The organism is Bradyrhizobium sp. RT6a, from assembly GCF_040547675.1.
GTDB lineage: Bacteria > Pseudomonadota > Alphaproteobacteria > Rhizobiales > Xanthobacteraceae > Bradyrhizobium.
The window spans coordinates 98,446-121,250 of the sequence record NZ_JBEPQC010000008.1; the positions used below are offsets into that span (position 1 = coordinate 98,446).

A 22,805-nucleotide genomic window follows, 5' to 3' on the forward strand; every position below is an offset into this window, starting at 1 on the left:
ACAAGCGAACAGTCTAGCGGATTTCCATCGCCTTCCAGGCTTCTTTTTCGGAAATCGCCTGGAAGATCGACGCCTTCGCCAGCGCCTCGGCCTCCTTGGCTGCGGCCACGGCGCGGTCGAAATCGCCGCCATCGGCTGCCTTCTTTGCGGCGGCCAGCGTCGAGACGGTCACGGTCCATTGGTGGCGCAAGCTGGCAGCCTCCTTCGCGGCAGCTTCGGCTGCGGAATAGGCCGTCTTGTAGTCTGCCTCATTTGCCGCGCGCGCCGCTGGCGCGAGGCTCAGGGCAAGCAGCAAGGCGAGGAACATGGCGACGGCAAGTGACCGGTTCATGGCCGCGCTCCCGGTCCCGATATCGGCAGGCCGTTGGCGACGTAGGACAGGAAATATTCGACGTCGCGGTATTCATCCGCCTGCGGCTCCAGCGGAACCGCGCGGGTCTGGCTGTTGCAGGTGACGAAGCGGCGGCTGGTCGTGCCCATGCCGCTCCATTCGGAGCGGTAGATCGGCATCGCGTTCAGAATGCCGAGCGCCGGCGCCAGGATCTCGGCGCGGATGCGCTCGCCCGGGCTCTGCACATGGCAGCTCGCGCAGGAGAAATTCATCTGGCCGCGGCGCGTGTAGAAATAGCGCTTGCCGTTCTCGAAGGCCGCGAGCGCGCGAGGATCGTCGGGGATCTTGATGTCCATCGGCTTGCCGCGCGAGGTGAAGGCCATGTAGGCGGTGAGCGAGGCCATCTCGTCCTTGACGTAGGAATAGGGCGCCTCGCCATTGGCCTCGCGGCAGCGGTTGAGCGCCAGCTCCAGCGTGACGACCTTGCCTTCCTTCTCGTCGAAATGAGGATAGTTCTGGCGGATGCCGATGCCGCCGTTCGGGAAGCAGTCGGCATAGGTCTTGCCATTCTTGAACGGGGTGGCGAACATCTCCTTGCCGGCGTCGAGCGCGAACTCGTAGGGCGGGAATTCCTCCTTCTCCTGCCACTGCCGCTTCATGTCCTCGTTCATGGAATAAGGACCGTTGACGAAATCCTCGTGCTTCACATCAGGGAATTTCTGAAAGAAGAAGTTCTGGAATGCCTTGGCATCGGCAAGGGGATCGACCTTGTCGGCTGCCACCACGCGCGGAGAGGTGAGAGCCAACGCGACGAGCGCGGCGCTCAACGAACCAAGCAGGATGGAGGTGCGGGCCGCCTTCATCACGAGATCTTCGCGGTGATCGTATCCGACGCACCCTTGTTATCCGTCCAGGAGACCTTCAGATCGTCGCCCTTCTTGGCCCCCTTGAAGCTGAACTTGACGTAGGGGTCCTTCGAGACCGCGGTGCCCCAATCGGCAACGAAGACGTCCTTGCCGTTACATTCGAATTTCAGCTGCTGGATGTAATGCGCCGGGATCAGCTCGCCTTTGGCGTCCTTGACGAAGCCGGTATCCATGGGGTGCTGGATCAGCGCCTGCACCTCGGTGATGTCGCCGTTGGCGGTGGCGCGAACGCGAATGCTGGATGCCATCTCGATCTTCCTCGCTTAACCGCCGCAGCCGCCGACGGTGACTTTGACTTCCTTGGTCGCGCTGTAGAGCTTGCCGTCGGCCTCCACGATCGCGACCACGTTGGTGGTCTTGGCCATCTTCAGGCGGTTAGCGACAGTAGGGATTGTGCCTTCGGGAATCCTGTAGGACGCCGCAAGCGCGCTCGGGTTCTCGGCCACGAAGAACGAGATCGAGGTGACCTTGTCGAGCGTCGTCGTCACCGAGATCGGCACCACGCCGCCGTTTTCGGCGATCTCGGGGGCGTCCAGCTTGATCTTGTCGGAGGGCTCGGCGGTTTTGCCGTAGAGCGCCTTGATGGCATCCGCCTCGCTCTTCTGCTTGAAGGCCTCTTCCGGATATTTGTCGTTGGCCGCGGCCCGCGCGGGAGCGGCACCGAACGGCAGATTGCCGAGGCCGAGCAGCGCGACCGAGGCTGCGCCCTGAAGGATCAGGCGCCGCGTCGCGGTAGGGCCGGTGAGTGTGGTCATCTCGGGTCTCCTGGGCAATCTCGTGCCTGAAGTCACAGGGTCTGCAGGAAATCAACGATCGCGCTGATCTCCTGTTCGGTCAAAATCCGGTTCCGGCCGAACGGCGGCATCATGGTCTGCGGATTGCGCTTGGTCTCGTCGAAGATGATCGCGGCCAGCTCGTTGCGATCGGGGTACTTGGTCTTGAGGTCCTTCAGTTCCGGCCCGATCGTTCCCGGCAGGTCGCCACCTCTGATGACATGGCAGGTCAGGCAATTGCCCTTGCCGCGATCGAAAGCGAGTTTCCGGCCGTCGGCCACAGCGGACTGCGCCCACGCCGGGCTGGCGAGGCCGGCGGCAATGGCCAGCAAGATGAACAGAACGGGCGTCCGGGAAAAGGCGGTCAAGGCGTCATTCCGAGGCGTTATAGCGTTGGTCTCGATCGCGAAATAGAAGCGTTCCAAAGCACAAAGGGCACCGTCTGACAATCAAGACTATGCACGCGACAAAATGGAGTTAATATCTTCCCCATTGCAACTAATGAGATTATTTGTTCAGCCGATCTGGCCCGAGAGTTTAGGGCCGTGGCGCGGGCCCGCTGTTTCCTGAGCGTTTTGCCGCTCAACCTGTTTTCAACGCGTTCTCGTTTTTTCAAGGGGACCTCACTTGGCTGAATATGTCGTCGAATTCGGCAGGGATGGCGGTCGGGTCGAGTCGGATGGGCGGCTCGACGCACCGGCATTTCATCGCAATCACGAGCCGCTCTGGGCGGCACTGGAACAGCATCTCGCCGGCTGCACCGGCAATGTGGTCGAGCTCGGCAGCGGAACCGGCCAGCACGTGGTCTACTTCGCGCGTCATACGCCCGGCCTGATCTGGTGGCCCAGCGATCTCAACCAGCGCCACCTCAAGAGCATCGAGGCCTGGCGCGTTCATTCAGGCCTGAAAAACATCCACTCGCCGCTGCGGATCGATCTCACCGACCCCGACTGGTGCCCGGAGATGAAAGGCGGGCAGGCGCCGTCAAGTCTTGCCGCCGTGTTCTGCGCCAATGTCATCCACATCGCGCCATGGAGCGTCGCCGAGGGCCTGTTCGCCGGCGCCGGCCGCTATTTGCGGGCCGACGGCAAGCTGTTCCTCTACGGCCCGTTCAAGCGCGGCGGCAAGCACATCGCGCTCAGCAATGCTGTGTTCGACACCTCCTTGCGTGAAGGCAATCCCGACTGGGGCGTGCGTGACATCAGCGATGTCGAGGCGCTCGCCCGCGGCGCAGGACTTCGCCTCGTCGATACGATCGACATGCCGGCGAATAATCTGACCTTGGTATTCGCGCGATAGGACGTCGTCATGCCCGGGCTTGTCCCGGGCATCCACGTTCTTCGTGCACCAGCCAAGGCGTGGATGGCCGGGTCAAGCCCGGCCATGACGATGCGGAAACGTCAGCCCCGCAAACGCTAGCCCTCGTCCTTCCACCCGATCTTGTCTTTCAAAAACCGAAAACCAATCACCTCGAACCCCGCGCGCTCCTTGTTGTCCTTGCCGTAGCCGTGGCCGCCCGCTTCAGGCTCGTAAAACCAGGCCTCGTAGCCCATGGCCTGGAGCTTTGCCGCCATCTTGCGCGCATGCCCGGGATGGACACGGTCGTCGCGCCGCGTGGTGGCGATCAGGATCGGCGGATAGGGCTGGCCGGCCTTGACGTTGTGATAGGCGGAGTAGGTCTTCAGCCAGTCCCACTCCTCAGGCTTGTCGGGATCGCCATATTCCGCGATCCAGCTCGCGCCGGCGAGCAGCTTCGTGTAGCGGCGCATGTCGATCAGCGGGATGGTGCAGAACAGCGCGCCGAAACGATCGGGGTATCGCACCAGCATGTTGGTGATGAGGATGCCGCCGTTCGATCCACCCTGCGCGGCGATGCGCTTTGCTGTCGTCACGCCGCGGCGGACGAGATCGGCGGCAACGGCGGCGAAATCGTCGTGCGACAATTTCTTGCCGGCGAGCCGGCCGGCATCGTGCCAGCGTGTGCCGAATTCGCCGCCGCCGCGCAAATTCGCCTGCACCGTCGTGCCTCCGCGCTCCAGCCACAGCTTGCCCAGCGATGCGTTGTAATACGGCTTCACCGAATGGGCGAAGCCGCCATAGGCGCTCATATAGACCGGTGCATCGCCGGTCTCGCCGCTGGGGCCGGTCTGCACATAGGGAATGCGCTCGCCGTCGATCGAGATCGCCTCGTGCTGGGTCACCACGAGATCGTCGGAGGTGAATGTTTTCGGCGCCTGCTTCAACACGGTCGGGCTCGCGACGCCGCGCTCCATCAGCAGCAGCGACGGCGGCGTCAGCGGATCCTGCACGTTGGCAAGCAAGTCGCCATTGCTCTCGGAGGGATGGCGATCCAGCGGCCAGATGTCGACGACGCCGATCTGCGGCAGGCCGCCGAGTGACGCGCGGCTCCAGCTTGTGGCGGACGGCGTGCAGATCTCGAATTGCGGCTGGAGCTCGTCGAGGATCGACAGCACCAGCTTTCCTCCCGTCCAGAACAGACCTTGCAAAGCGCGGCGAGGTTCCGGCTCGAACAGCACCGCGAAATCGCGGCTGCCGGCCAAGAACGCCGAGAGCGACATGGCGAGCACGGTGTCGGCGGCATAGGTTCTGCCCTCGATCGACCAGGCTTCGCGCAGCTTCATCGCGAACCAGTCGCCATGCGCCTGCATCCAGATGCCGGTCGGCAGATCGAGCTTCGTCGTCGTGCCGTCTGCATCGCGCAGCCAGAGCGCATGATTGAAGAAATCGATTTGGTCCACGATCCAGCTGCGCGGGGCCGCAGCGGTGTCGTCGACCATTCCCGAGATCGCCATATGATCGGCCGTGGTCTCGATGATCGTTTGCGCCTGATCGACAGGCTGCCCACGCCGCCACAGGCGAACCGTCCGCGAATATCCCGAACTCGTCGCCATGCCTTCGCCATGGGCGCTCGACAGCAGCAGCGTGTCGGCATCGAGCCAATCGGCGCCGCCCTTGGCTTCCGACAGCGCAAATCCGTCCGCAACGAAACTCTTGGTGTCGAGGTCGAATTCCCGCAAGGTGACGGCGTCGCTGCCACCGCGCGACAGACTCAAAATGGCGCGCGCGCTTCCCTTCTGTGTGGTGATGCCGCTCAGCAGCCAGTCCTCGCCTTCGCGCACCGCGAGCTGGTCGACATCCAGCATGATCTCCCACGTGGGATGCGGTTTGCGGAACTCCGCAAGCGAAGTCTTCCGCCACAGGCCGCGCGGGTTGGTGGCGTCCTTCCAGAGATTGTGCAGTTCGTCGCCGCGCCGGCTGACATAGGGAATGTTGTCCGGACGATCGTAGATCGCCGCGAGGATATCGCGGTCGCGCGCGAAGGCCGCTCCGCCGAACGCGTCGAGCGTCAAGCTGTTCTGCCGCGTGACGAAATCGAGCGCCTGCTTGCCTTCGATCTCCTCGAGCCAGAGCCAGGGATCGTCGTCGGGAGCGCTGAGCGTAGGCCTGTCGTCGACGGACATGAACGAAACTCCGAAAGGTCGCGGCGGATAGGATTTGATCGAGCGCAAGCCGTCAAGTGCGCGGCCCATTATCATCGGCCCGATTGCGTCAGAGACATGGCCTGCGCCCGTTTGCGCCGGTTGCCCGCCCTCCCGCGCCCCGCCATAGTGCCGGGAATCAAGCGAGCCCTTGAAAGCCTTTGAAGCCCCTCGAAAGCCCGTTGGGGCGGAAATGCCGATGCTGGATGTGACTGCAGCCAATGAGATCGCCGCCGACGCTCGCGTGCGCGGCAATGTGGTGCGCCTTGCCGCCGCGCAGGCGCTGACCGGCGCCAACTCGGCGGTGATCTTCGCCACCGGCGCGATCGTCGGCGCGACGCTCGCGCCCGACGTCTCGTTCGCGACCGTGCCGATCTCGATGTATGTGCTCGGCCTCGCCGCCGGCACGCTGCCGACCGGCGCGATCTCGCGACGCTTCGGCCGCCGCGTCGCTTTCATCGTCGGCACCGGTCTGGGCGCGCTGACCGGTCTGCTCGGCTGTTTTGCGATCCTGCATGCTTCGTTTCCGTTGTTCTGTCTCGCGACTTTTCTCGGCGGCCTCTACGGCGCGGTGGCGCAGTCCTATCGCTTTGCTGCCGCCGACGGCGCCAGCGCTGCCTATCGGCCCAAGGCGGTGTCCTGGGTGATGGCGGGCGGCGTGTTCGCCGGCGTGCTCGGTCCGCAGCTCGTGCAATGGACCATGGATGTCTGGCAGCCTTATCTGTTCGCCTTCAGCTTCCTGGTCCAGGCTGCTGTCGCGCTCATCGCGATGGGCATCGTCGCCGGGGTCGACATGCCGAAGCCGGCACCGGCCGATCTTCACGGCGGGCGGCCGCTGCTCGAGATCGTGACCCAGCCGCGCTTCATTGCGGCGGCGCTCTGCGGCGTCATCTCCTATCCCATGATGAATCTGGTGATGACCTCGGCGCCGCTCGCCATGAAGCTGTGCGGCTTGAGCGTTTCCGATTCCAATTTCGGCATTCAATGGCACATCGTCGCCATGTACGGGCCGAGCTTCTTCACGGGCGCGCTGATTGCCCGCTTCGGCGCGCGGAAGGTCGTTGCCGCCGGCCTGCTGCTGGAGGCCGGCGCGGCCGGCATCGGCCTGTCCGGCATCACCGCGATGCATTTCTGGGCCACGCTGATCGTGCTCGGTATCGGCTGGAATTTCTCCTTCATCGGCGCCTCCGCGCTGGTCTTGGAGACGCACCGGCCGCAGGAGCGCAACAAGGTGCAGGCCTTCAACGATTTCCTGGTGTTCGGCATGATGGCGATCGGCTCGTTCTCGTCCGGCCAATTGCTCGCCAGTTACGGCTGGTCCGCAGTGAACATGGTGGTGTTCCCACCGGTAGCACTCGGTCTCGCCGTGCTCTCGCTGGCGTCCTTTGCCCGCCGCCGCAAGGCGCGGCTGGACGCGGCCATGGGCGAGTTCCCGGATGCGATCTGAGGTGGCGGGAGGCTGTCAGCAGCGTTGATAGTTCGATCCAGGTCGAAGTGATTTCCGGGGCTTGGGTTGTTACATGATGCTCGTCATGAACAGGCGAGCGTGAAGCACGGCGCTCGCGGGGGAAACGAAGGACAAGCGCAAATGCTCGACAACCCCCGATACGACGCATCCGTCGACGAATCCTCGCTCCGCTACGAAGGCTGGCGCATCGTCGCGGTCTGCTTCCTGCTCGCGACCTTCGGCTGGGGGCTCGGCTTCTACGGCCAGAGCGTCTATGTCGCCGAGCTCCAGCGCGCGCACGGCTGGTCGGCCTCGCTGATCTCATCCGCCACGACGTTCTTCTATCTGTTCGGCGCGCTGCTCGTCGTCTTCGTCGGCGAGGCCGTCAACAAATACGGCCCGCGTCTCGGCCTGATCGCGGGGACGCTGGCGATGTCGGCTGCCGCCGTCGCGATCGGCGCGGTGCGCGAGCCGTGGCAGCTTTATCTCGCGAATGCCGTGCTCGCCTTCGGCTGGGCCGGCACGAGTTTGGCCATGATCACCAACACGATCAGCATGTGGTTCGACCACAAGCGCGGCATGGCCATCAGTCTCGCGCTGAACGGCGCAAGCTTCGGCGGCATCGTCGGCGTGCCGCTGCTGGTGACCTTGATCGGCCATGTCGGCTTCGCCAGCGCGATGTTTATCGTGGCCGGTGCCATGCTGGCGCTGCTCGTGCCGGTGATCCTGTTTGTCGTCGGCCGCCCGCCCGATCTCCATGGCCGGCGCGCCGCGACGAAGGCGAAGCCGCAATCGTCGGCGCAGATCCGCAGCCAGGCCTTGCGCGACGTCGGCTTCCTCACCGTGACCATTGCCTTTGCCTTGGTGCTGTTCGCGCAGGTCGGCTTCATCGTCCACCTGATCTCGTTCCTCGATCCCGTGATCGGGCGCGAACGCGCGGCCGTCGCGGTTGCGGTGCTGACCGCGATGGCGGTGATCGGCAGGGTGCTGTTCTCGCTGGTGATCGACCGACTCAACCAGCGGCTCGCCTCGGCGCTATCGTTCCTGAGCCAGGCCGTGGCGCTTCTCGTCGTCATCAATTTGCACAATGACTACGTGCTGATCGCCGCCTGCGCATTGTTCGGCTTCTCGGTCGGCAATCTCATCACGCTGCCGTCGCTGATCGTACAGCAGGAATTCGATTCCGCCTCGTTCGGCGTGCTGATCAGCCTCAACACCGCGATCAACCAGGTGACCTATGCGTTCGGCCCCGGCGTGGTCGGCTTTCTGCGCGATTTCTCCGGGGGCTATGAGCTGCCGTTCTATCTGTGTATTGCCCTGGAGGTAGCAGCGGCGGCGTTGATCATGGTGCGGGGGAAGCCGCGAGCAAAGCTTTCGTAGGGTGGGTTAGCGAAGCGTAACCCACCATTGTTTGCCTCCGCGGAGGCGAAAGAGGTGGGTTACGCCTTCGGCTAACCCACCCTACGCAATCACTACGGCGTCACGCGTCCCGCTGCTTCAGCAGCTCCTCCACATCCAGCCGCTTCGTAAACATCGACAGCTTGCCATCCGGCCCGAACGGCCATTGCTCCCGCGGCTTGTCCCAATACAGCTCAACGCCGTTCTGGTCCGGATCGCGCAAATACAGCGCCTCGCTGACGCCGTGGTCGCTCGCGCCGTCCAGCGCAATGCCGGCCGTCAGCACGCGGTGCAGCGCATCAGCCAGCGCGGGGCGCGTCGGATATAGGATCGCGGTGTGATAGAGGCCGGTCGTTCCCGCAGGCGGCGGCGAGCCGCCCTTGCTTTCCCAGGTGTTGAGCCCGATGTGGTGATGATAGCCGCCGGCCGAGATGAAGGCCGCGCCGGAGCCCATGCGTTGCATCAGCTCGAAACCGAGCACGCCGCAATAGAAGCCGAGTGCGCGGTCGAGATCGGCTACCTTGAGGTGAACGTGGCCGATCCTGGTGCCGGCGGCGACGGGGTTCTGCGACATGTGGCTGCTCCGTTGACCATCCCCACATAAGGCGAGCCTCGGAGCAGTGCTACTGACCTATCCCGAAACCCAGCGTTTCCATATGCGAAACTATGACAGCTCCCGCACCTCGCCCTCCGGCAGCTCGAACTCAAACGTGTTCAGCGTCATCGACACCAGGGTGTAATAGCCGCAGAGACCAATCACCTCGACCACGCCGCGCTCGCCGAGCAGCTTCACCGCCTCGTCATAGAGGCCCTTCTCGACGCCGTGGCCCTCATGCAGCGACTTCGCGACGTCGTAGATCATCTTGGCCTTGGGATCGTCGAAGACGGGCGTGCGCCGGTCGCGGATCGCGTCGATGATCTCAGGATCCATGCCGCCGGCAAGCGCCAGGCGCTTGTGCGCGTACCATTCGTAATGCGCGGTCCAGTGCCGCGCCGTCACCAGGATCGCGATCTCCGAGAGCTTCGCGGGAAATATCGTATCGTAGCGCAGGACCTCGCCCAACCGCGTGGCGTGACGGGCCATGTCGGGGCTATTGAGCCAAGCCATCATCGGCGCCGGCGGCTTGCCGCGCTTGCCGGCAATCGACTCGTCATAGGTCTGCCGCTGGCTCTCGTTCATTTCGCCAGGCGAAAGAAGCTTCAGGCGCATTGTTGTTTCCTCTTTGTTTTCAAGCTTCGCCGTCGCGGCGACTATAGCGGATGCGTGACACGGAAGTGGTTGAATTCCGCGGGAGCTTGGCCCAGAGTCGCGCCCAACAAGCCGATTTTAAATGATGGAAACGACCAATGACTGACTCCAGGACCAGCGAGACTGAGACCGCCGATCTCGAAACATTCCGCAGTGAAACGCGCGCCTGGTTGGAAACCAACTGCCCGCCGGAAATGCGCAAGCCCGCAACATCAGATGCCGACGTGTTCTGGGGCGGACGCAATGCAAAGTTCTCGTCCGAGCCGCAGCGCATCTGGTTCGAGCGCATGCGCGACAAGGGCTGGACCGTACCCGATTGGCCGAAGGAGTACGGCGGCGGTGGCCTGAGCGCTGCCGAGCACAAGGTGCTGCGCGCGGAGATGGGACGAATCGGCGCGCGGCCGCCGCTGTCGAGCTTCGGCATCTGGATGCTCGGGCCGGCGCTTTTGAAATACGGCAACGATGCCCAGAAGAAAGAGCACCTGCCGAAAATCGCGGCGGGCTTGATCCGCTGGTGCCAGGGCTATTCCGAGCCGAACGCCGGCTCCGATCTCGCGTCGCTCCAGACCCGCGCCGAGAGCGATGGCGATGATTTCGTGATCACGGGGTCGAAGATCTGGACGTCCTACGCCAACTACGCCGACTGGATCTTCTGCCTCGTCCGCACCGATCCCGCCGCGAAGAAGCACGACGGCATTAGCTTCATCCTGTTCGACATGACCTCGAAGGGCGTGACGACCAAGCCGATCCTCCTGATCTCCGGCTACTCGCCGTTCTGCGAGACGTTCTTCGACAATGTCCGCGTGCCGAAATCGCATGTGGTCGGCACGGTCAATCGCGGCTGGGACGTCGCAAAATATCTGCTCCAGCATGAGCGCGCGATGATCTCCGGCATGGGCGAGCGCGGCGTCGGCCGTCCGCTCGGCCAGATCGCGGCCGATTCCGTCGGCACAGATGCGCTGGGACGGCTCGACGATGCGATGCTGCGCGGCCGGATCGCCAGCTTCGATGTCGACGAAGCTGCGCTTGCAGCCTGCGCCGAGCGCGCGGTCGATCTCGCCAAGGCGGGGCAGGCGCATCCGGCGTTCTCGTCGGCGATGAAGTATTACGGGACAGAGCTCAACAAGCGCCGTTACGAGATTCTGATGTCGGCCGGCGGCGTCGATGCACTGGAATGGGAGAGTGAACGTTCGAAGCAAGGAGCGCGTCCGCGTGCCTGGCTACGCACCAAGGCCAACTCGATCGAGGGCGGCACCACCGAGGTCATGCTCGGCATTGTCGCCAAGCGCATCCTCGATCTGCCGGGGGCCTAACTCCACCGTCGTTCCGGGGCGGTCCGCAGGACCGAGCTAAGGTGCGCGGTTGCGCACCTGAGAACCTCGAGATTCCGGGTTCACGCTTCGCGTGCCCCGGAATGACAGCAACAGACATGCATTCCGCCAGACGTTAGAGACATTGCACATGGCCCTCGTCCTCACAGAAGAACAATCGATGCTCCGCGACAGCGCGCGCGGGCTGATCAGCGACAAGGCGCCGGTGTCGCATTTGCGACATCTGCGCGATAGCAAAGACCCCATCGGCTTCTCCAAGGAGTTTTGGCATTCCTTCGCCGAGATGGGCTTTGCCGGCTTGCTGGTGCCGGAAGAGTTCGGCGGCAGCGGTCTCGGCTATGTCGAGGCCGGTGTGGTGATGGAGGAGATCGGCCGCACGCTGATGCCGTCGCCCTTCCTCGCCACCAGCGTGGTCGCGGCCTCGGCGCTGAACCGTGGCGGCAATGCCGCGCAGAAGTCGGAGTATCTGCCGAAGATCTCCAACGGCTCCCTGCTCGCGACGCTCGCGATCGACGAGGGCGCAAAACACCGCCCGCTTCAGACCAGCCTCCAGGCCGTGCGCGCCGGCAACGGTTTCAGGCTGTCCGGCGCCAAGGCGCTGGTGGTCGACGGTCACGTCGCCGATCTCCTCATTGTCGCTGCGCGCACCGCGGGTTCGGCCGGCGAGCGCGAGGGGCTAACGCTGTTCCTGGTCAATCCCAAGGCCAAGGGCGTCGCGATCGAGCGCACCATCATGGTCGACGCGCACAATGCGGCGCGGCTCGAGCTTGCCAATGTCGAGGTCGATGCCGACAGCGTGCTCGGCGAAGTTGACCAGGGGGCCGGCTTGCTCGACGGCGTGCTCGATATCGGACGCGGCGCGGTGGCCTCCGAAATGGTGGGCTTGAGCGAAGAGGTGTTCAACCGTACCGTCGAGTACCTGAAGAGCCGCAAGCAGTTCGGCAAGCTGATCGGCGAATTCCAGGCGCTGCAGCACCGCGCCGCCGAGCTCTATGTGGACATCGAGATCACCCGCGCCGCCGTGATGAAGGCGCTACAAGCGCTCGATACGGACGTCGCCAAGGCGGCGTCAGCCGTCGCAGTGGCAAAAGCCCGCGCCGGCACCACCGCCACGCGCGCGGTGCAGGAAGGCGTGCAGATGCATGGCGGCATGGGCATGACCGACCAGTTCGACATCGGCTTCTTCATGAAGCGCGCGCGCGTGTGCGAGGAATTGTTCGGTGACGCCAATTACCACACCGAGCAGCTGGCGAGGGCGCGGGGGTATTGAGGCGAGGCACAGTGGTGCCCCGCTAGCAGGTGTCGTCCCGGCCTAGTGCGCGATTGCGCACGGGGGGCCGGGACCCATAACCACAGGAAGCAGTTTGGCGGAGGCTCGTAGTTGAAGAGTCCTCCCGCGGTATTGTCACCTGCGCTTATCGATCGATCACGCGGTATGGGTCCCGGCCTTCGCCGGGACGACGCAGGAGTTACCTCACCGGCGGTGCATACTGCACGCCGCCCGCATTCCACAGCTGGTTCATTCCGCGCGGGATCTTCAACTTCGACTTCTCGCCGATGTTGCGCTCGTACATCTCGCCGTAATTGCCGACGTGACGGATGATGCGGACCACCCAATCCTTGGTGAGGCCGAGCTGCTCGCCGTAATTGCCCTCGGTGCCAACCAGCCGCATCACTTCCGGCTTCTTCGACTTCAGGGCTTCGTCGATGTTCTCCGAGGAGACGCCGAGCTCCTCGGCGTTGATCATCGCGTACAGCGTCCACTTCACGATCATCATCCAGTCGTCGTCGCGCTGGCGCACGACGGGCGCGAGCGGCTCCTTGGAGATCATGTCGGGGAGGATCATGTGGTCGCCGGGCTTCGACAGGTTGATCCGCAGCGCGTAGAGCTGGGAGACGTCGGCGGAGAGCGTGTCGCATTTGCCGGTATCGTAGGCTTTCACGACATCGTCCAGCTTGTCGAACTTCACCTCTTCATACTTCATGTTGTTGGCACGGAAGTAATCCGCGACGTTGAGCGCCGTGGTGGTCCCGGTTTGGACGCAGACCTTGCTGCCGGTCAGATCCAGCGCGGTTTCCTTGTTGCGCGCGCGCGGCAGCATGAAGCCTGCGCCGTCGTAATAGGCGACCGCGGGGAAATAGAGATCGTAGTCGAGTTCGCGCGCCATGCTCCAGGTCGAGTTGCGCGAGAGGATGTCCACTTTCCGGCTCTGCAATTCCTTGAAGCGCTCGTTGGCATCGAGCGCGACGAATTTCGCCTTGCTCGGGTCGTTGAAGATCGCGGAGGCCACCGCACGGCAGAAATCGACGTCGAAGCCGGTCCAGTTGCCCTTGTCGTCGGGGATCGAGAAGCCCGGCAGACCCTTGTTGACGCCGCACAGCACCTCGCCGCGGCGGACGGTGCGCTTCAGGGTGCGGGTGTCGTAGAATTCATAAATGATGGCCAGGACGGCGACCAGCACGGCGACTGCGAGCCCGATCAGCAGGCCGCCACGAAAAGTGCGCATCATGTTGCTCTCTCGAAATAATCGGGAAAAGGAATATTCGCCAGGGCGAAAAGATCAGAGCTCGGGCTTCTGCCGGATGACCACTTTGGTGCCGACCGGGACGCGATCGTAGAGATCGGCGACGTCCCGGTTGACCAGCCGGAAGCAGCCCGAGGAGACCTTGGTGCCGATCGTGTCGGGCCGATTGGTGCCGTGGATGCGGTAGACCGTGGTGCCCAGATACATGGCGCGGGCGCCGAGCGGATTGCCGGGGCCGCCGGCCATGAAGCGCGGCAGATAGGGCTGGCGCTGGATCATCTCCGGCGGCGGCGTCCAGTCCGGCCATTCCTTCTTGTTGGTGATGTTCACCAGCCCCTGCCACTGAAAACCATCGCGGCCGACGCCGATGCCGTAGCGGATCGCACGACCGCCGGGCTGCACCAGATAGAGATGCCGTTCGGCGGTCGAGATGATGAGGGTGCCGGGCGCTTCGGTGGTGCGGAAGTAGACGACCTGCTTCTGCCATTCCGGATCGAGCTCGAAGGCGTCGTCGGCGACCAGCCCCGGCTCATCGCCGCGGTCGGGCTGCTGGGCGTAGGCATGCGGCGCGGACAGGATCAGGCCGATCGCGGCCACAAACATCCCGGTCAGGCGACGAAAATTCGTCATTTCAAGCTCTCCCCACTGCCACAGCGAATATCGTTCGGAACCATCTGAACCCAGCGGCAGCTTCATGGCAAGTTGATGGCGCGCCCGGCTGGTATGTCACGAGAATGCTTTGGTTTTTTGACGACCGCCGGCAATGCCACAAACAGGGGATGGCGCGAAAAGCAGTGAGCTGGGCGCGATGTGCTCCCTCCCCCGCCTGCGGGGGAGGGTCGGGGAGAGGGTGTCTCCGCAATTGGGCACTCCCGATGTGGAGAGAACCCTCACCCGGCGCGCGGGACGATGCTTCGCATCGCCCGGGGCGCGCCGACCTCTCCCGCAAGCGGGAGAGGCTCAGACCGAACTAGCGGCGAGATCAACTTCGCCAATTCGCACGAGATGCCAGCTAGATCTTGTTATTCTCCGGCGCGATCCCGAGGCGCCGGACGATCTCCGTCCCCACGGCCCGGGCCTCGAGCCTCGAACCGATACGAGGGCTGCGAAACCGTCGTCCTGAGAGCAATCGGATCACGACGATGCAGTGCTCCTCCTCGGACCGGCCGCGGCGCTCGACCGTGATCGTCTTCACCTCGTGCCCTTCGATGTGGTCTGCGCGCAACGTGCCGTCGCCCCACAGGCGTTCGACCCGGATATCGCCTTGGCGGATGATCCAGAAAGCGCCGGTCACAAGGTTGGCATACCGGGAAACCCCGAAAGCGGCGAGCGCGCCAACCGGCAGCAGCATGATGTCGACCGGCCCGGGCGACAGGCCGCGCCAGAGCCTGTAGGCGTAGGGAACGGCGCACAATGCGACGACGATCAGTGCGACGATCCTGATGTCCTTCGTGGAAAACGGCTCGAGAGGGTCGCCGAGACGCATCTCGGGATTGCTGGCATCGAGTGGATTGACCGGAGACTCGACGTCGGGAACGTCGAATTGCGCGGCGATCCGCGCCACCGTGTCGTGCACATGCGTGACGTCGGTGATCGGCGGCGACGTCAGGCGTTCTCCAGAGGCCAGCGTGAAGGCCAGCTGAAAGCGGGCTTTCGCCCTCTTGCTGCCGGGAACCTGCATTCCCCTAATGTCTTCCTTGGCAACGATCCGCGTCCGGAGTTTTCCGAACGGGCGCTGCTCCCCGATCAGGATCTCGTCCGGCGTGATGATCCACACCACCGCCGGCGCCATCATGATGATTCCGACGAACGCCGCTCCCACCAGCAGCGCGACCACGGAGATGATCACCTCCAGGGGGTCGTGCGTGAACAGACCCGGCGTGAAGCACAGCGCAACGGCGGCCGCAAAGCCGGACATGACCAGCCGCTGCGCGATCGAGGCGCCTTCACGAAGGCGAATGTCAGTGCTGCTGGTGGCGTCGTCCATCGCGGGCGGCTGATTGCGTGGCCCGCGAAACTCCACGGACGGGTCCGTGGAGTCAAGCAACAACGGCGAGACCAGCGCCGCGTGTTAGCTATTGGCGTTCAGCAGCCGGCCGACGGTGCGGTCAATCTCGTCATAGCGGCCTTCGCCCTCGTGCTGGAACACGATCTTGCCGTTCTGGTCGATGATGTACTGCGCCGGCCAATATCGGTTGCGGTAGGCATTCCAGGTCTTGGAATCATTGTCCTGTGCCACCGGATAGGTGATGCCGTGGCGTTTCAGTGCGGCCTGGACATTGGACGCCGAGCGCTCGAACGGGAATTCCGGCGTGTGCACGCCGACCACGACGAGCCCCTTGTCCTTGTACTTGGCGTAGAGCTCGGTGACGTGCGGCAGCGTGTTGACGCAGTTGACGCAGCCATAGGTCCAGAAGTCCACCAGCACGACCTTGCCGCGGAGATCGGCGATATTGAGCGGCTTCGAGTTGAACCAGTTGTTGATGCCGGCGAAGTCGGGCGCGCTGTCCCGGCTGGCGGCGGCGGTAACGACAGGAACGGCGCGCGCGGCTTCGTCGCAGATGCCGGGGATGACGGCGCCTGTTACGGCGATGCCGATCAGTGCGGCGGAGACGGCGAGCAGTTTGAAAGTCATGGACGAGTCCTCCGGTTGAGATGCGCGATGATCACAGGCCGATCTGGCCGGTGGGATAGAAGCCGGTGAGCCACGCCACGATCAGCGTGTCGTATTGGAAATAGGCGGCCAGCGCGAAGCCGATCACGACGACGCCAAAGCCCTGCTGCAGTCTTGGCGAAATGCGCGCGAGACTGCGCACCCGCGTGGTTGCGGCCTGCCCGCCATAGGCGATCGCCAGCATCGGAATCGCCGCGCCGATGGCGTAGGCGATCAGCAGCGTACCGGCCCAGGTCGCGTTCTCAGTGGTCGCGACCAGCGTCAGGATCGAGCCGAGCACCGGGCCGGCGCAGGGCGTCCAGACCAGGCCGAGCGTGGTGCCGAGCACGAGCCCGCCGAGCGCGCCCTCGCGCTGCGTAGCGCCGGAGTTGCCGAGATCGAGCCAGCCATTGAGCCGGATCGACAGCCATTCGAATGGCGCCGGCCACAGCATCAACAGGCCGAAGCCGAGCAGCAGGATCGATGCCGCCTCGCGCAGCACGTTCGGATCGAAATCGAACAGCCGCGTGATGGCGCCGAGCAACAGCGCGGTCGCGGAGAACGAGATGACGAAGCCGAGCGCGATCATCGCGGGGCGCAGATGCGAGCTGCGGCCGATCGAGGCGCCGAGCAGGATCGGCAGCATCGGCAGCGTGCAGGGCGCGGCGATGGTGAGGATGCCGGCGAGGACAGCGAAGAGAAGTTCGAGCATGGGGCACTCGTGATGGGGGTCACGAGGGCTGTTCGGGATGGATGTGTCGGACGTTACGCGCCGTCACACGTTCGTGACGGGGACACGAATTCGCAGGGGGGGCGTCATGCCCGGGCTTGTCCCGGGCATCCTCGTCTTTGTACCGCGGGGAAGTCGTGGATGGCCGGCACAAGGCCGGCCATGACAAGGAAGCGCCGTGCCCAGCACCGCTGGCGCCGCGTGCGTTACCCCAGACACAAAACGACCCGGAGGGGGGCATCCCGTCCGGGTCGTTGGAGGTCTTGGGAGGTTTAACGAAACCGTATGTGAGCTTTATAGGAGGGAAGTTTTTCCGCCTGATGTTGTGCTTTGTTTCAATTGTTTCGTCGGCGGTAACACTTCCGTGTCCGGGATAGGGCCAAAACAAATGTCCTATCCCATTGAAATATCTGAACTTCAGGCGGCGAAGCGCTCGACGCCGGCGCACTTAAGCAATTCGGCCAGTTGCTTGCGGGCGTAGAACATCCGGGTCTTCACCGTGCTCTGCGGGATGCCGATGATCTGTCCGACCTCCTCCACCGACTTCTCATGGTAGTAGACCAGGTTGATGATTTCGCGATGCGCGGGTGACAGCTTCTGAACGCAGGCGCGCAGGATTGCGCTGGTGTCGCTGCGGTCGAGCGAGGTCTCCGGCGTGTCGCAACCGTCGGCGATCTGGCGCACGTCTTCCTGGTCGATGTCCTCGAAGCGGCGCTGGCGCATCGCGGTCAGCGCCTTGAAGCGGGCGATCGAAAGCAGCCACGTCGAAACCTGCGACCGGCCCTGGAACTGGCCGGCGGTCCGCCACACGTCCAGAAACACCTGGCTGACGAGGTCTTCCGCGGTGGTGGCGTCGCGCACGATCCGCAGGATGAAGCGGTAGACGCGCACATTGTGCCGGCAATAAAGGATGTGCATCGACGTCCGGTTGCCGTCGGCAATGCTTTCGAGAAGCATGTCGTCCGAGGTCGCCTGAGCGGCAATGATGCTCTGGCTGGCTTGGGCGTTGATGGCGATGACGTTCGGCATTGACTTGGCTCCCCGTAGCGCCGCAACCGAGCGGCGTTTCCTTGGACCAAAGTGTTAATGAGCCAACGTTTCGGGACGTCTGCACGAAAAGGGGAAAATGGTTTCGTGCGCCATCAAATTGTTTCGTCGGATTAGCCGCGACGAAACATTTGGGGCAAAAAAGCGTGGAATTTCAATGTACGGAAAATACGGGGCTGGGGAATTGGAGGCGGACCGAGGTGTCGGGAACGAATTCCGAGGGGTTGCGTTCGCACTCACCGTGTCGTCCTGGACAAGCGAGCAAGGCGAGCGCCGATCCAAGACCCATTACCCCAGGGAGACGTTTTGCGAAGACGCGTGGTTGCCAGCCTCGCGCAGCAAGATCTGCCTGGGGTAATCGCTCCTGGCTTTCGCCAGGACGACGATGGGGTTGCTACGCCTTCTCGCCCGCCGGCGAGAACAAATAGCCGCCGCCGCGGATGGTGCGGATCACGGCAGGTTTTGTGGGATCGGGCTCGATCTTGCGGCGGATCCGCATGATGCGCAGATCAACCGCGCGGTCGAAGGCTTCGGCGTCGCGCGCGTTGGCCAATTCCAGCAGGCGCTCGCGCGAGAGGACGCGCTTCGGATTGGCCGCGAACACTTTCAAGAGTCCGAACTCGGATGCGGTCAGCGGGTGCTCGTTGCCCTCGTCGTCGCGCAAGGCCTGCGCTTCGAGATCGAGCCACTTCGTCCCGAACCGTACCAGTTGCTCCTTGTCCGACTTCGCAGCCGCCGTTTCCGCCGCCACGGCTTTCGCTGGCACGCTCCGGCGCAGCACCGAGCGGATGCGCGCCATCAGCTCACGCAGTTCGCACGGCTTGGCCACGTAATCGTCGGCGCCGAGTTCGAGGCCGACGACGCGGTCGATCGGGCTCGCGGTCGCCGTCAGCATGATCACCGGCACGTTGATGCGGCTCTTGAGGTCGCGGATGATCGAGAGCCCGTCTTCCTCCGGCATGTTGAGGTCGAGCACGACTAGGTCCGGCATGCTGCCGTCGATCGCCGTGCGCAAGGACTTGCCGCCGTCGCACAGCGTCACGGTGAAGCCGTGCATCTTGAGGTAATCGCCGACCATCTCCCGGGCCGGGGCCTCGTCGTCGACGATCATGATGTGCTGGCTTTGGGTCATGGTCCTGAGATCACGGAATTTCGGTCGCGGGGAGGGTGATGGTGAAGGTCGAGCCCTTGCCGGGGCCCTCGCTCTCGGCGGTCACCTCGCCGCCGTGCATGTCGATGATACGCTTGACTATGGACAACCCAAGGCCGGTCGAACTCTCGCCGGCGGTCGGTTTTGCCGACAGCCGCTGGAACCGGCCGAACAGGCGGCCGAGATCCTCCGGCGACAGGCCGGCGCCCTCGTCGCTGACGCGGACGATGGTGTCGCCGCCCTCATGGTTCACGATGACGCCGATCTTGCCGCCGATCGGTGAGTATTTGATGGCGTTGCTGATCAGATTGTCGATCGCCTCGCGGATGCGGTCGGTGTCGCACATGGTGACGATGTTGACGGGCGCGGTGACGCTGATTGCCTGCTGCTTGTTGACGGCGAGCGGCTGGTTGGCTTCGGCGACCTCCTTGACCAGGGCCGCGACGTCGACCGGCTCGCGGCGGATGGTGATGTCGAAGGCATCGGCCATCGCGTCCGAGATCAGATGATCGACCATCGTGGTCAGGCGCTTGGTCGCATCGCGGATGTGATCGACCTGGGCGACCACGCCGCTTGACGACGCGCCGGTCGAGATCAGCTCCTTCAGCATCTCGGTGCGGCCGAGGATGACGCCGAGCGGATTCTTCAGATCGTGGGCAACGGTGCCGAGGATCTCGTTCTTGAAGCCGTTGGCGCGCTGCAGCCGCAGCCATTGCGCCGAGAGGCGGCGGTTGGCCTGCATCAGCGCGCGGGTGCGCTGGGCAACGCGGTCTTCCAGCTGGGTGTTGGCGGCCTGGAGCTGCTGGTAGAGGATGACGTTGTCGAAGGCGATCGAGAGCCGGCTGGAGAAGATCTCGACCAGCGAGCGGTCGGTCTCGGACAGCTCGCGCTCGGCCTGGAGCAGCACCACGACCTCGCGGCCGCTTCCTGTGCGCAAATAGATCACGCTGCGGTGGTCGGCGAATTCGTTCTTGCGGCCCTGGAAAGCGGCTTCCACCATCGCGCGCAGATCGGGGTCGAGCGCCTTCGACGAGGTCGTGCCGATGAAGCGGCTATAGCAGCCGCTGCCGGCGAGCACCGAGAGCTCCGGGTCGATGCCGCCATTGTCGCGCAAGACCAGGATGCCGGCGCAATCGACGTTGAGCAGCGAGGCGAGCTGGGTCAGCACGCCCTCGGCGAGCCGCTGCATCGACTTGAAGTCGTACAGCGTGGAAGCCGCGTCGATGATGATCTCGAGCCCGCGCCTTGTCTGCAGCATGCGCTCGAGTTGCTGGTAGGAGCGCAGCGCCGCGGTCAGCGAGGTGAACAGCTTGTCGGCGGTGAGCTCGGTCTTGGCCTTGTAGTCGTTGATGTCGTACTGCACGATCACGCGCCGCTCGGGCGCCTGGCCCGGCTGTCCGGTGCGCAGGATGATGCGCACGGTCTCGTTCTTGAGCTCGTTGCGGATGAACTCGACCAGCTCGAGGCCGGCGACATCAGTCTCCATGATGACGTCGAGCAGCACGGCGGCGATGTCGTTGTGCGCGGCCATCAGCTTGCGACCTTCGGCCGCGGAATGGGCGGAGAGGATCTCCAGGCCCTGGCCGTTGAGGGAATAGTCCGAGAGCGCAAAGCGCGTGCCGTCATGCACGGCCGGATCGTCGTCGATGACGGCGATCTTCCATTTCCGGGCGTCAACATCCTCCGATGCGGTACCGGTATCGTCGATCAGGTGGAGGACATCGTCCTGTTCGGCCATTGAGAAGTCCCGTCAGTCTCTGTGCTTTGCCCGCCGCCCCTGGCGACCCGGGGCATGATAATGCGAAATGTAGTGCCTTGTCCCAGCTTGGATTCCAGCATCATGCGACCGCCGAGCTGCTGGGTGACAAGGTTATAGACGATATGGAGGCCGAGTCCCGTGCCACCTTCATTGCGCCTGGTGGTAAAGAATGGGTCAAAGGCTTGGCGCTGCACGTCGGAGGTCATGCCGGCCCCGTCATCGGTGAAGATGATCTCGACGTCGTCGGCCCCGCGGGGCCGCGCCGAGATCGTGATCGTGCCGGCGCGGCCGTCGGCAAAGGCGTGGTTGGCGGCGTTGAGGAACAAATTGGTCAGGATCTGGCCATAGGAGCCGGGATAGCCGTCGAGCAGCAGCCCCTCGGGCATGTCGACATGGAGCGTGATCGGCGAGCGCTTCAGCACCGGGCGCAGGCTCGCGATGATCTGGTCGGTGGCTTCGCTCAGGGAGAACTGCCGCCGTTCGGCATGGGAGCGGTCGACCGCGACCTGCTTGAACGACTGGATCAGTTCGCCGGCGCGCTGCAAATTGGCGACCAGCTGCTGCGAGGCGTCGCGCGAGGACTGCACGAATTCCTCCAGCTGCGAGCGGCGCAGGCCGCCTTCGCCTTTGAGCTGCGCCTCGAAGATCTCCGTGCGCCGGGCAAAACTCGACGCAACGGTGAGGCTGATGCCGATCGGATTGTTGACCTCGTGCGCAACGCCGGCGACGAGGCCGCCAAGGGCTGCGAGCCTCTCGGCATCGATCAGATTCTGCTGCGCGGCGTTGAGCTCGAGTAGCGCGCTTTCGGCCTTCTCCTTGGACGCGCGCAGCTCGTCCTCGGTCTCACGTTTCGCAATCGCGTTTTCGCGGAACACTTCCACCGCGCGGGCCATGGCGCCGACTTCGTCGCGCGCGCGCGTGCCCTGTACCTCGCGGCCGAGGTCGCCGAGCGTGATCGCGCGCATCGCCGCCATGATCTGCTGCAGCGGCAGCCGGATCGACAGCGCGATCAGCACGCCGGCGGTGAGGATGATGCCGAGGAAGATCACGGCGATGGAAAGAACGCGACGGGAAATGTCCGCCAGCGTGCGGTCGAACGTCTCCTGCGCCTTCTGCTCGCGCTGGCGCATCTTGGTGGAGAGGTCGTCGATGGCGCCGATCGCCTCGGCCTGGTTGGCGTCGATGGTGTTGCGCAGCAGCTCGGTACGGTTCATGAGCTGCTCGGAGAGCTTTGCAAAGCCCTCGCGCAGCGCGGCGGTCCGGGCCGCCAGCCGTCGCAGCGCCATGCGCTGGAGGTCGTTGTCGGCGAGATCGATCATCACGGGGATGGTCTTCTCGATCGTCTCAGTGTTGCGGCGGGCGTCGTCGGCCGCACCCGGTGACAGCGACAGATAGTAGGAATTGGCCGCGACCAGCATCGCGGTGAAGGCCTCGCGCGACTTGCCCAGCGAAGGCCAGATCAGCGCGTCGCGATGGCCGGTGGCGCCTTCGATGATGGAGTAAAGGCCGGCCATATCCCTGGCCGGTCCCTGCACTTGATCCTCATAGGTCCTGGCGATGGTGGCCTGCACGCCGCGCAGCTCGCCGAAGCCGTTGAGGAAGCGGTCGGTGGTGCGCTCCAGCTCCTCGACCGAGCCCGACAGCATCGGGTCCTTGGCGGCGCGGTTGGTCAGCGTCCCCAGCACCGCCTCGCGCAGCAGCAGGATCTCGGCGAACAGGTCGGGGCTCGGCTGGTTGATGTAGCGGTGGATCAGATTGTGCAGCCGCCCGGTCTCGCTTTCGAGCAGCGCCAGGATCCGGTCGGACTCGCGCACCTGGCGCACGTCGTCCCAGGCCGAGCCGAGCACCTGCGACCCGTTCCAGATCAGCCCGACCAGCACGATGACCACGGCGGAGTTCAGCGCCGCGATCGACAGGATGCGCCAGCGGATCGGCACCGCCCGGAGCACGCCGACCAGCCGCGCGCGCAGCCGCCCCATCGGGCCG

General features: G+C 64.3%; 22 protein-coding genes. 5 read left to right on the forward strand and 17 right to left on the reverse strand.

The genetic code is table 11. The features are described from left to right. Window positions 1–13 precede the first annotated feature (13 nt). Genes ABIC03_RS31340 through soxX form a run of 5 tightly spaced genes read right to left on the reverse strand, consistent with a single transcriptional unit; the run spans window position 14 to window position 2,398 of the window. Complete coding sequence (locus ABIC03_RS31340; protein ID WP_354063842.1) at window positions 14–331, reverse strand: hypothetical protein; 318 nt, start codon at window positions 329–331, stop codon at window positions 14–16. Beyond that, on the reverse strand, window positions 328–1,194 hold the full coding sequence (soxA, locus tag ABIC03_RS31345) for a sulfur oxidation c-type cytochrome SoxA (RefSeq protein ID WP_354063844.1): 867 nt from the start codon (window positions 1,192–1,194) through the stop codon (window positions 328–330). The genes ABIC03_RS31340 and soxA overlap by 4 nt, the downstream gene beginning before the upstream one ends. After that, entirely contained in the window at window positions 1,194–1,505 is a 312-nt protein-coding gene (gene soxZ, locus ABIC03_RS31350) for a thiosulfate oxidation carrier complex protein SoxZ (protein ID WP_354063846.1), read from the reverse strand. Before soxZ ends, soxA begins: the two co-directional genes overlap by 1 nt. Before the next feature lie 15 nt (window positions 1,506–1,520). Continuing rightward, window positions 1,521–2,012, reverse strand: a complete 492-nt coding sequence (gene soxY / locus ABIC03_RS31355; RefSeq protein WP_275168513.1) for a thiosulfate oxidation carrier protein SoxY — start codon at window positions 2,010–2,012, stop codon at window positions 1,521–1,523. A gap of 32 nt (window positions 2,013–2,044) precedes the next feature. Further along, complete coding sequence (soxX, locus tag ABIC03_RS31360; protein WP_354063848.1) at window positions 2,045–2,398, reverse strand: sulfur oxidation c-type cytochrome SoxX; 354 nt, start codon at window positions 2,396–2,398, stop codon at window positions 2,045–2,047. 259 nt (window positions 2,399–2,657) lie between these two features. On the opposite strand from soxX, the gene ABIC03_RS31365 reads away from it, so the two are divergent. Next, complete coding sequence (locus ABIC03_RS31365) at window positions 2,658–3,329, forward strand: DUF938 domain-containing protein (RefSeq protein WP_354063850.1); 672 nt, start codon at window positions 2,658–2,660, stop codon at window positions 3,327–3,329. Between the two features lie 116 nt (window positions 3,330–3,445). On the opposite strand, the gene ABIC03_RS31370 is transcribed toward ABIC03_RS31365, so the two are convergent. After that, window positions 3,446–5,512, reverse strand: a complete 2,067-nt coding sequence (locus ABIC03_RS31370; RefSeq protein ID WP_354063852.1) for a prolyl oligopeptidase family serine peptidase — start codon at window positions 5,510–5,512, stop codon at window positions 3,446–3,448. A 217-nt stretch (window positions 5,513–5,729) separates the two neighbouring features. Between ABIC03_RS31370 and ABIC03_RS31375 the strand changes: the two genes are divergently transcribed. Both ABIC03_RS31375 and ABIC03_RS31380 read left to right on the forward strand, forming a co-directional pair. Further along, window positions 5,730–6,977, forward strand: coding sequence for an MFS transporter (locus ABIC03_RS31375; protein WP_354063854.1), 1,248 nt, complete (start codon window positions 5,730–5,732; stop codon window positions 6,975–6,977). A gap of 141 nt (window positions 6,978–7,118) precedes the next feature. Beyond that, a complete protein-coding gene (locus ABIC03_RS31380) occupies window positions 7,119–8,357 on the forward strand; it encodes an MFS transporter (RefSeq protein WP_354063856.1) in 1,239 nt (412 codons plus the stop codon). 100 nt (window positions 8,358–8,457) lie between these two features. Here the strand turns inward: ABIC03_RS31380 and ABIC03_RS31385 are convergent, their stop codons facing one another. Together ABIC03_RS31385 and ABIC03_RS31390 are read right to left on the reverse strand one after the other, a co-directional pair. Beyond that, window positions 8,458–8,949: a VOC family protein gene (locus ABIC03_RS31385; protein WP_354063858.1), complete on the reverse strand. Its 492-nt coding sequence runs from the start codon at window positions 8,947–8,949 to the stop codon at window positions 8,458–8,460. A 90-nt stretch (window positions 8,950–9,039) separates the two neighbouring features. Then, window positions 9,040–9,585 (reverse strand): carboxymuconolactone decarboxylase family protein, encoded by a 546-nt coding sequence (locus ABIC03_RS31390; RefSeq protein WP_354063860.1) that lies wholly within the window; start codon window positions 9,583–9,585, stop codon window positions 9,040–9,042. 137 nt (window positions 9,586–9,722) lie between these two features. Between ABIC03_RS31390 and ABIC03_RS31395 the strand changes: the two genes are divergently transcribed. Both ABIC03_RS31395 and ABIC03_RS31400 read left to right on the forward strand, forming a co-directional pair. Beyond that, on the forward strand, window positions 9,723–10,937 hold the full coding sequence (locus tag ABIC03_RS31395; RefSeq protein WP_354063862.1) for an acyl-CoA dehydrogenase family protein: 1,215 nt from the start codon (window positions 9,723–9,725) through the stop codon (window positions 10,935–10,937). 148 nt (window positions 10,938–11,085) lie between these two features. Beyond that, window positions 11,086–12,225, forward strand: a complete 1,140-nt coding sequence (locus ABIC03_RS31400) for an acyl-CoA dehydrogenase family protein (RefSeq protein ID WP_354063864.1) — start codon at window positions 11,086–11,088, stop codon at window positions 12,223–12,225. Window positions 12,226–12,424: 199 nt separating this feature from the next. Here ABIC03_RS31400 and ABIC03_RS31405 read toward each other — a convergent pair whose 3' ends face one another. The 9 genes from ABIC03_RS31405 to ABIC03_RS31445 form a co-directional block, all read right to left on the reverse strand. Further along, on the reverse strand, window positions 12,425–13,462 hold the full coding sequence (locus tag ABIC03_RS31405) for an amino acid ABC transporter substrate-binding protein (protein ID WP_027565946.1): 1,038 nt from the start codon (window positions 13,460–13,462) through the stop codon (window positions 12,425–12,427). A gap of 54 nt (window positions 13,463–13,516) precedes the next feature. Continuing rightward, window positions 13,517–14,110 carry a L,D-transpeptidase gene (locus tag ABIC03_RS31410; RefSeq protein ID WP_354063866.1) on the reverse strand — a complete coding sequence of 198 codons (594 nt, stop codon included), beginning with the start codon at window positions 14,108–14,110 and terminating at the stop codon, window positions 13,517–13,519. Window positions 14,111–14,492: 382 nt separating this feature from the next. Continuing rightward, complete coding sequence (locus ABIC03_RS31415) at window positions 14,493–15,467, reverse strand: hypothetical protein (protein ID WP_354063868.1); 975 nt, start codon at window positions 15,465–15,467, stop codon at window positions 14,493–14,495. An 84-nt stretch (window positions 15,468–15,551) separates the two neighbouring features. Next, window positions 15,552–16,115, reverse strand: coding sequence for a thioredoxin family protein (locus ABIC03_RS31420; protein ID WP_354063870.1), 564 nt, complete (start codon window positions 16,113–16,115; stop codon window positions 15,552–15,554). A gap of 31 nt (window positions 16,116–16,146) precedes the next feature. Then, window positions 16,147–16,845, reverse strand: a complete 699-nt coding sequence (locus tag ABIC03_RS31425) for a cytochrome c biogenesis CcdA family protein (protein ID WP_354063872.1) — start codon at window positions 16,843–16,845, stop codon at window positions 16,147–16,149. A 435-nt stretch (window positions 16,846–17,280) separates the two neighbouring features. Beyond that, window positions 17,281–17,892, reverse strand: coding sequence for a sigma-70 family RNA polymerase sigma factor (locus tag ABIC03_RS31430; protein WP_354063874.1), 612 nt, complete (start codon window positions 17,890–17,892; stop codon window positions 17,281–17,283). A 412-nt stretch (window positions 17,893–18,304) separates the two neighbouring features. After that, a complete protein-coding gene (locus ABIC03_RS31435) occupies window positions 18,305–19,042 on the reverse strand; it encodes a response regulator (protein WP_354063876.1) in 738 nt (245 codons plus the stop codon). 10 nt (window positions 19,043–19,052) lie between these two features. Next, window positions 19,053–20,798: an ATP-binding response regulator gene (locus ABIC03_RS31440; RefSeq protein ID WP_354063878.1), complete on the reverse strand. Its 1,746-nt coding sequence runs from the start codon at window positions 20,796–20,798 to the stop codon at window positions 19,053–19,055. Beyond that, entirely contained in the window at window positions 20,768–22,798 is a 2,031-nt protein-coding gene (locus ABIC03_RS31445; RefSeq protein ID WP_275169138.1) for a sensor histidine kinase, read from the reverse strand. Before ABIC03_RS31445 ends, ABIC03_RS31440 begins: the two co-directional genes overlap by 31 nt. Between the last annotated feature and the right edge of the window lie 7 nt (window positions 22,799–22,805).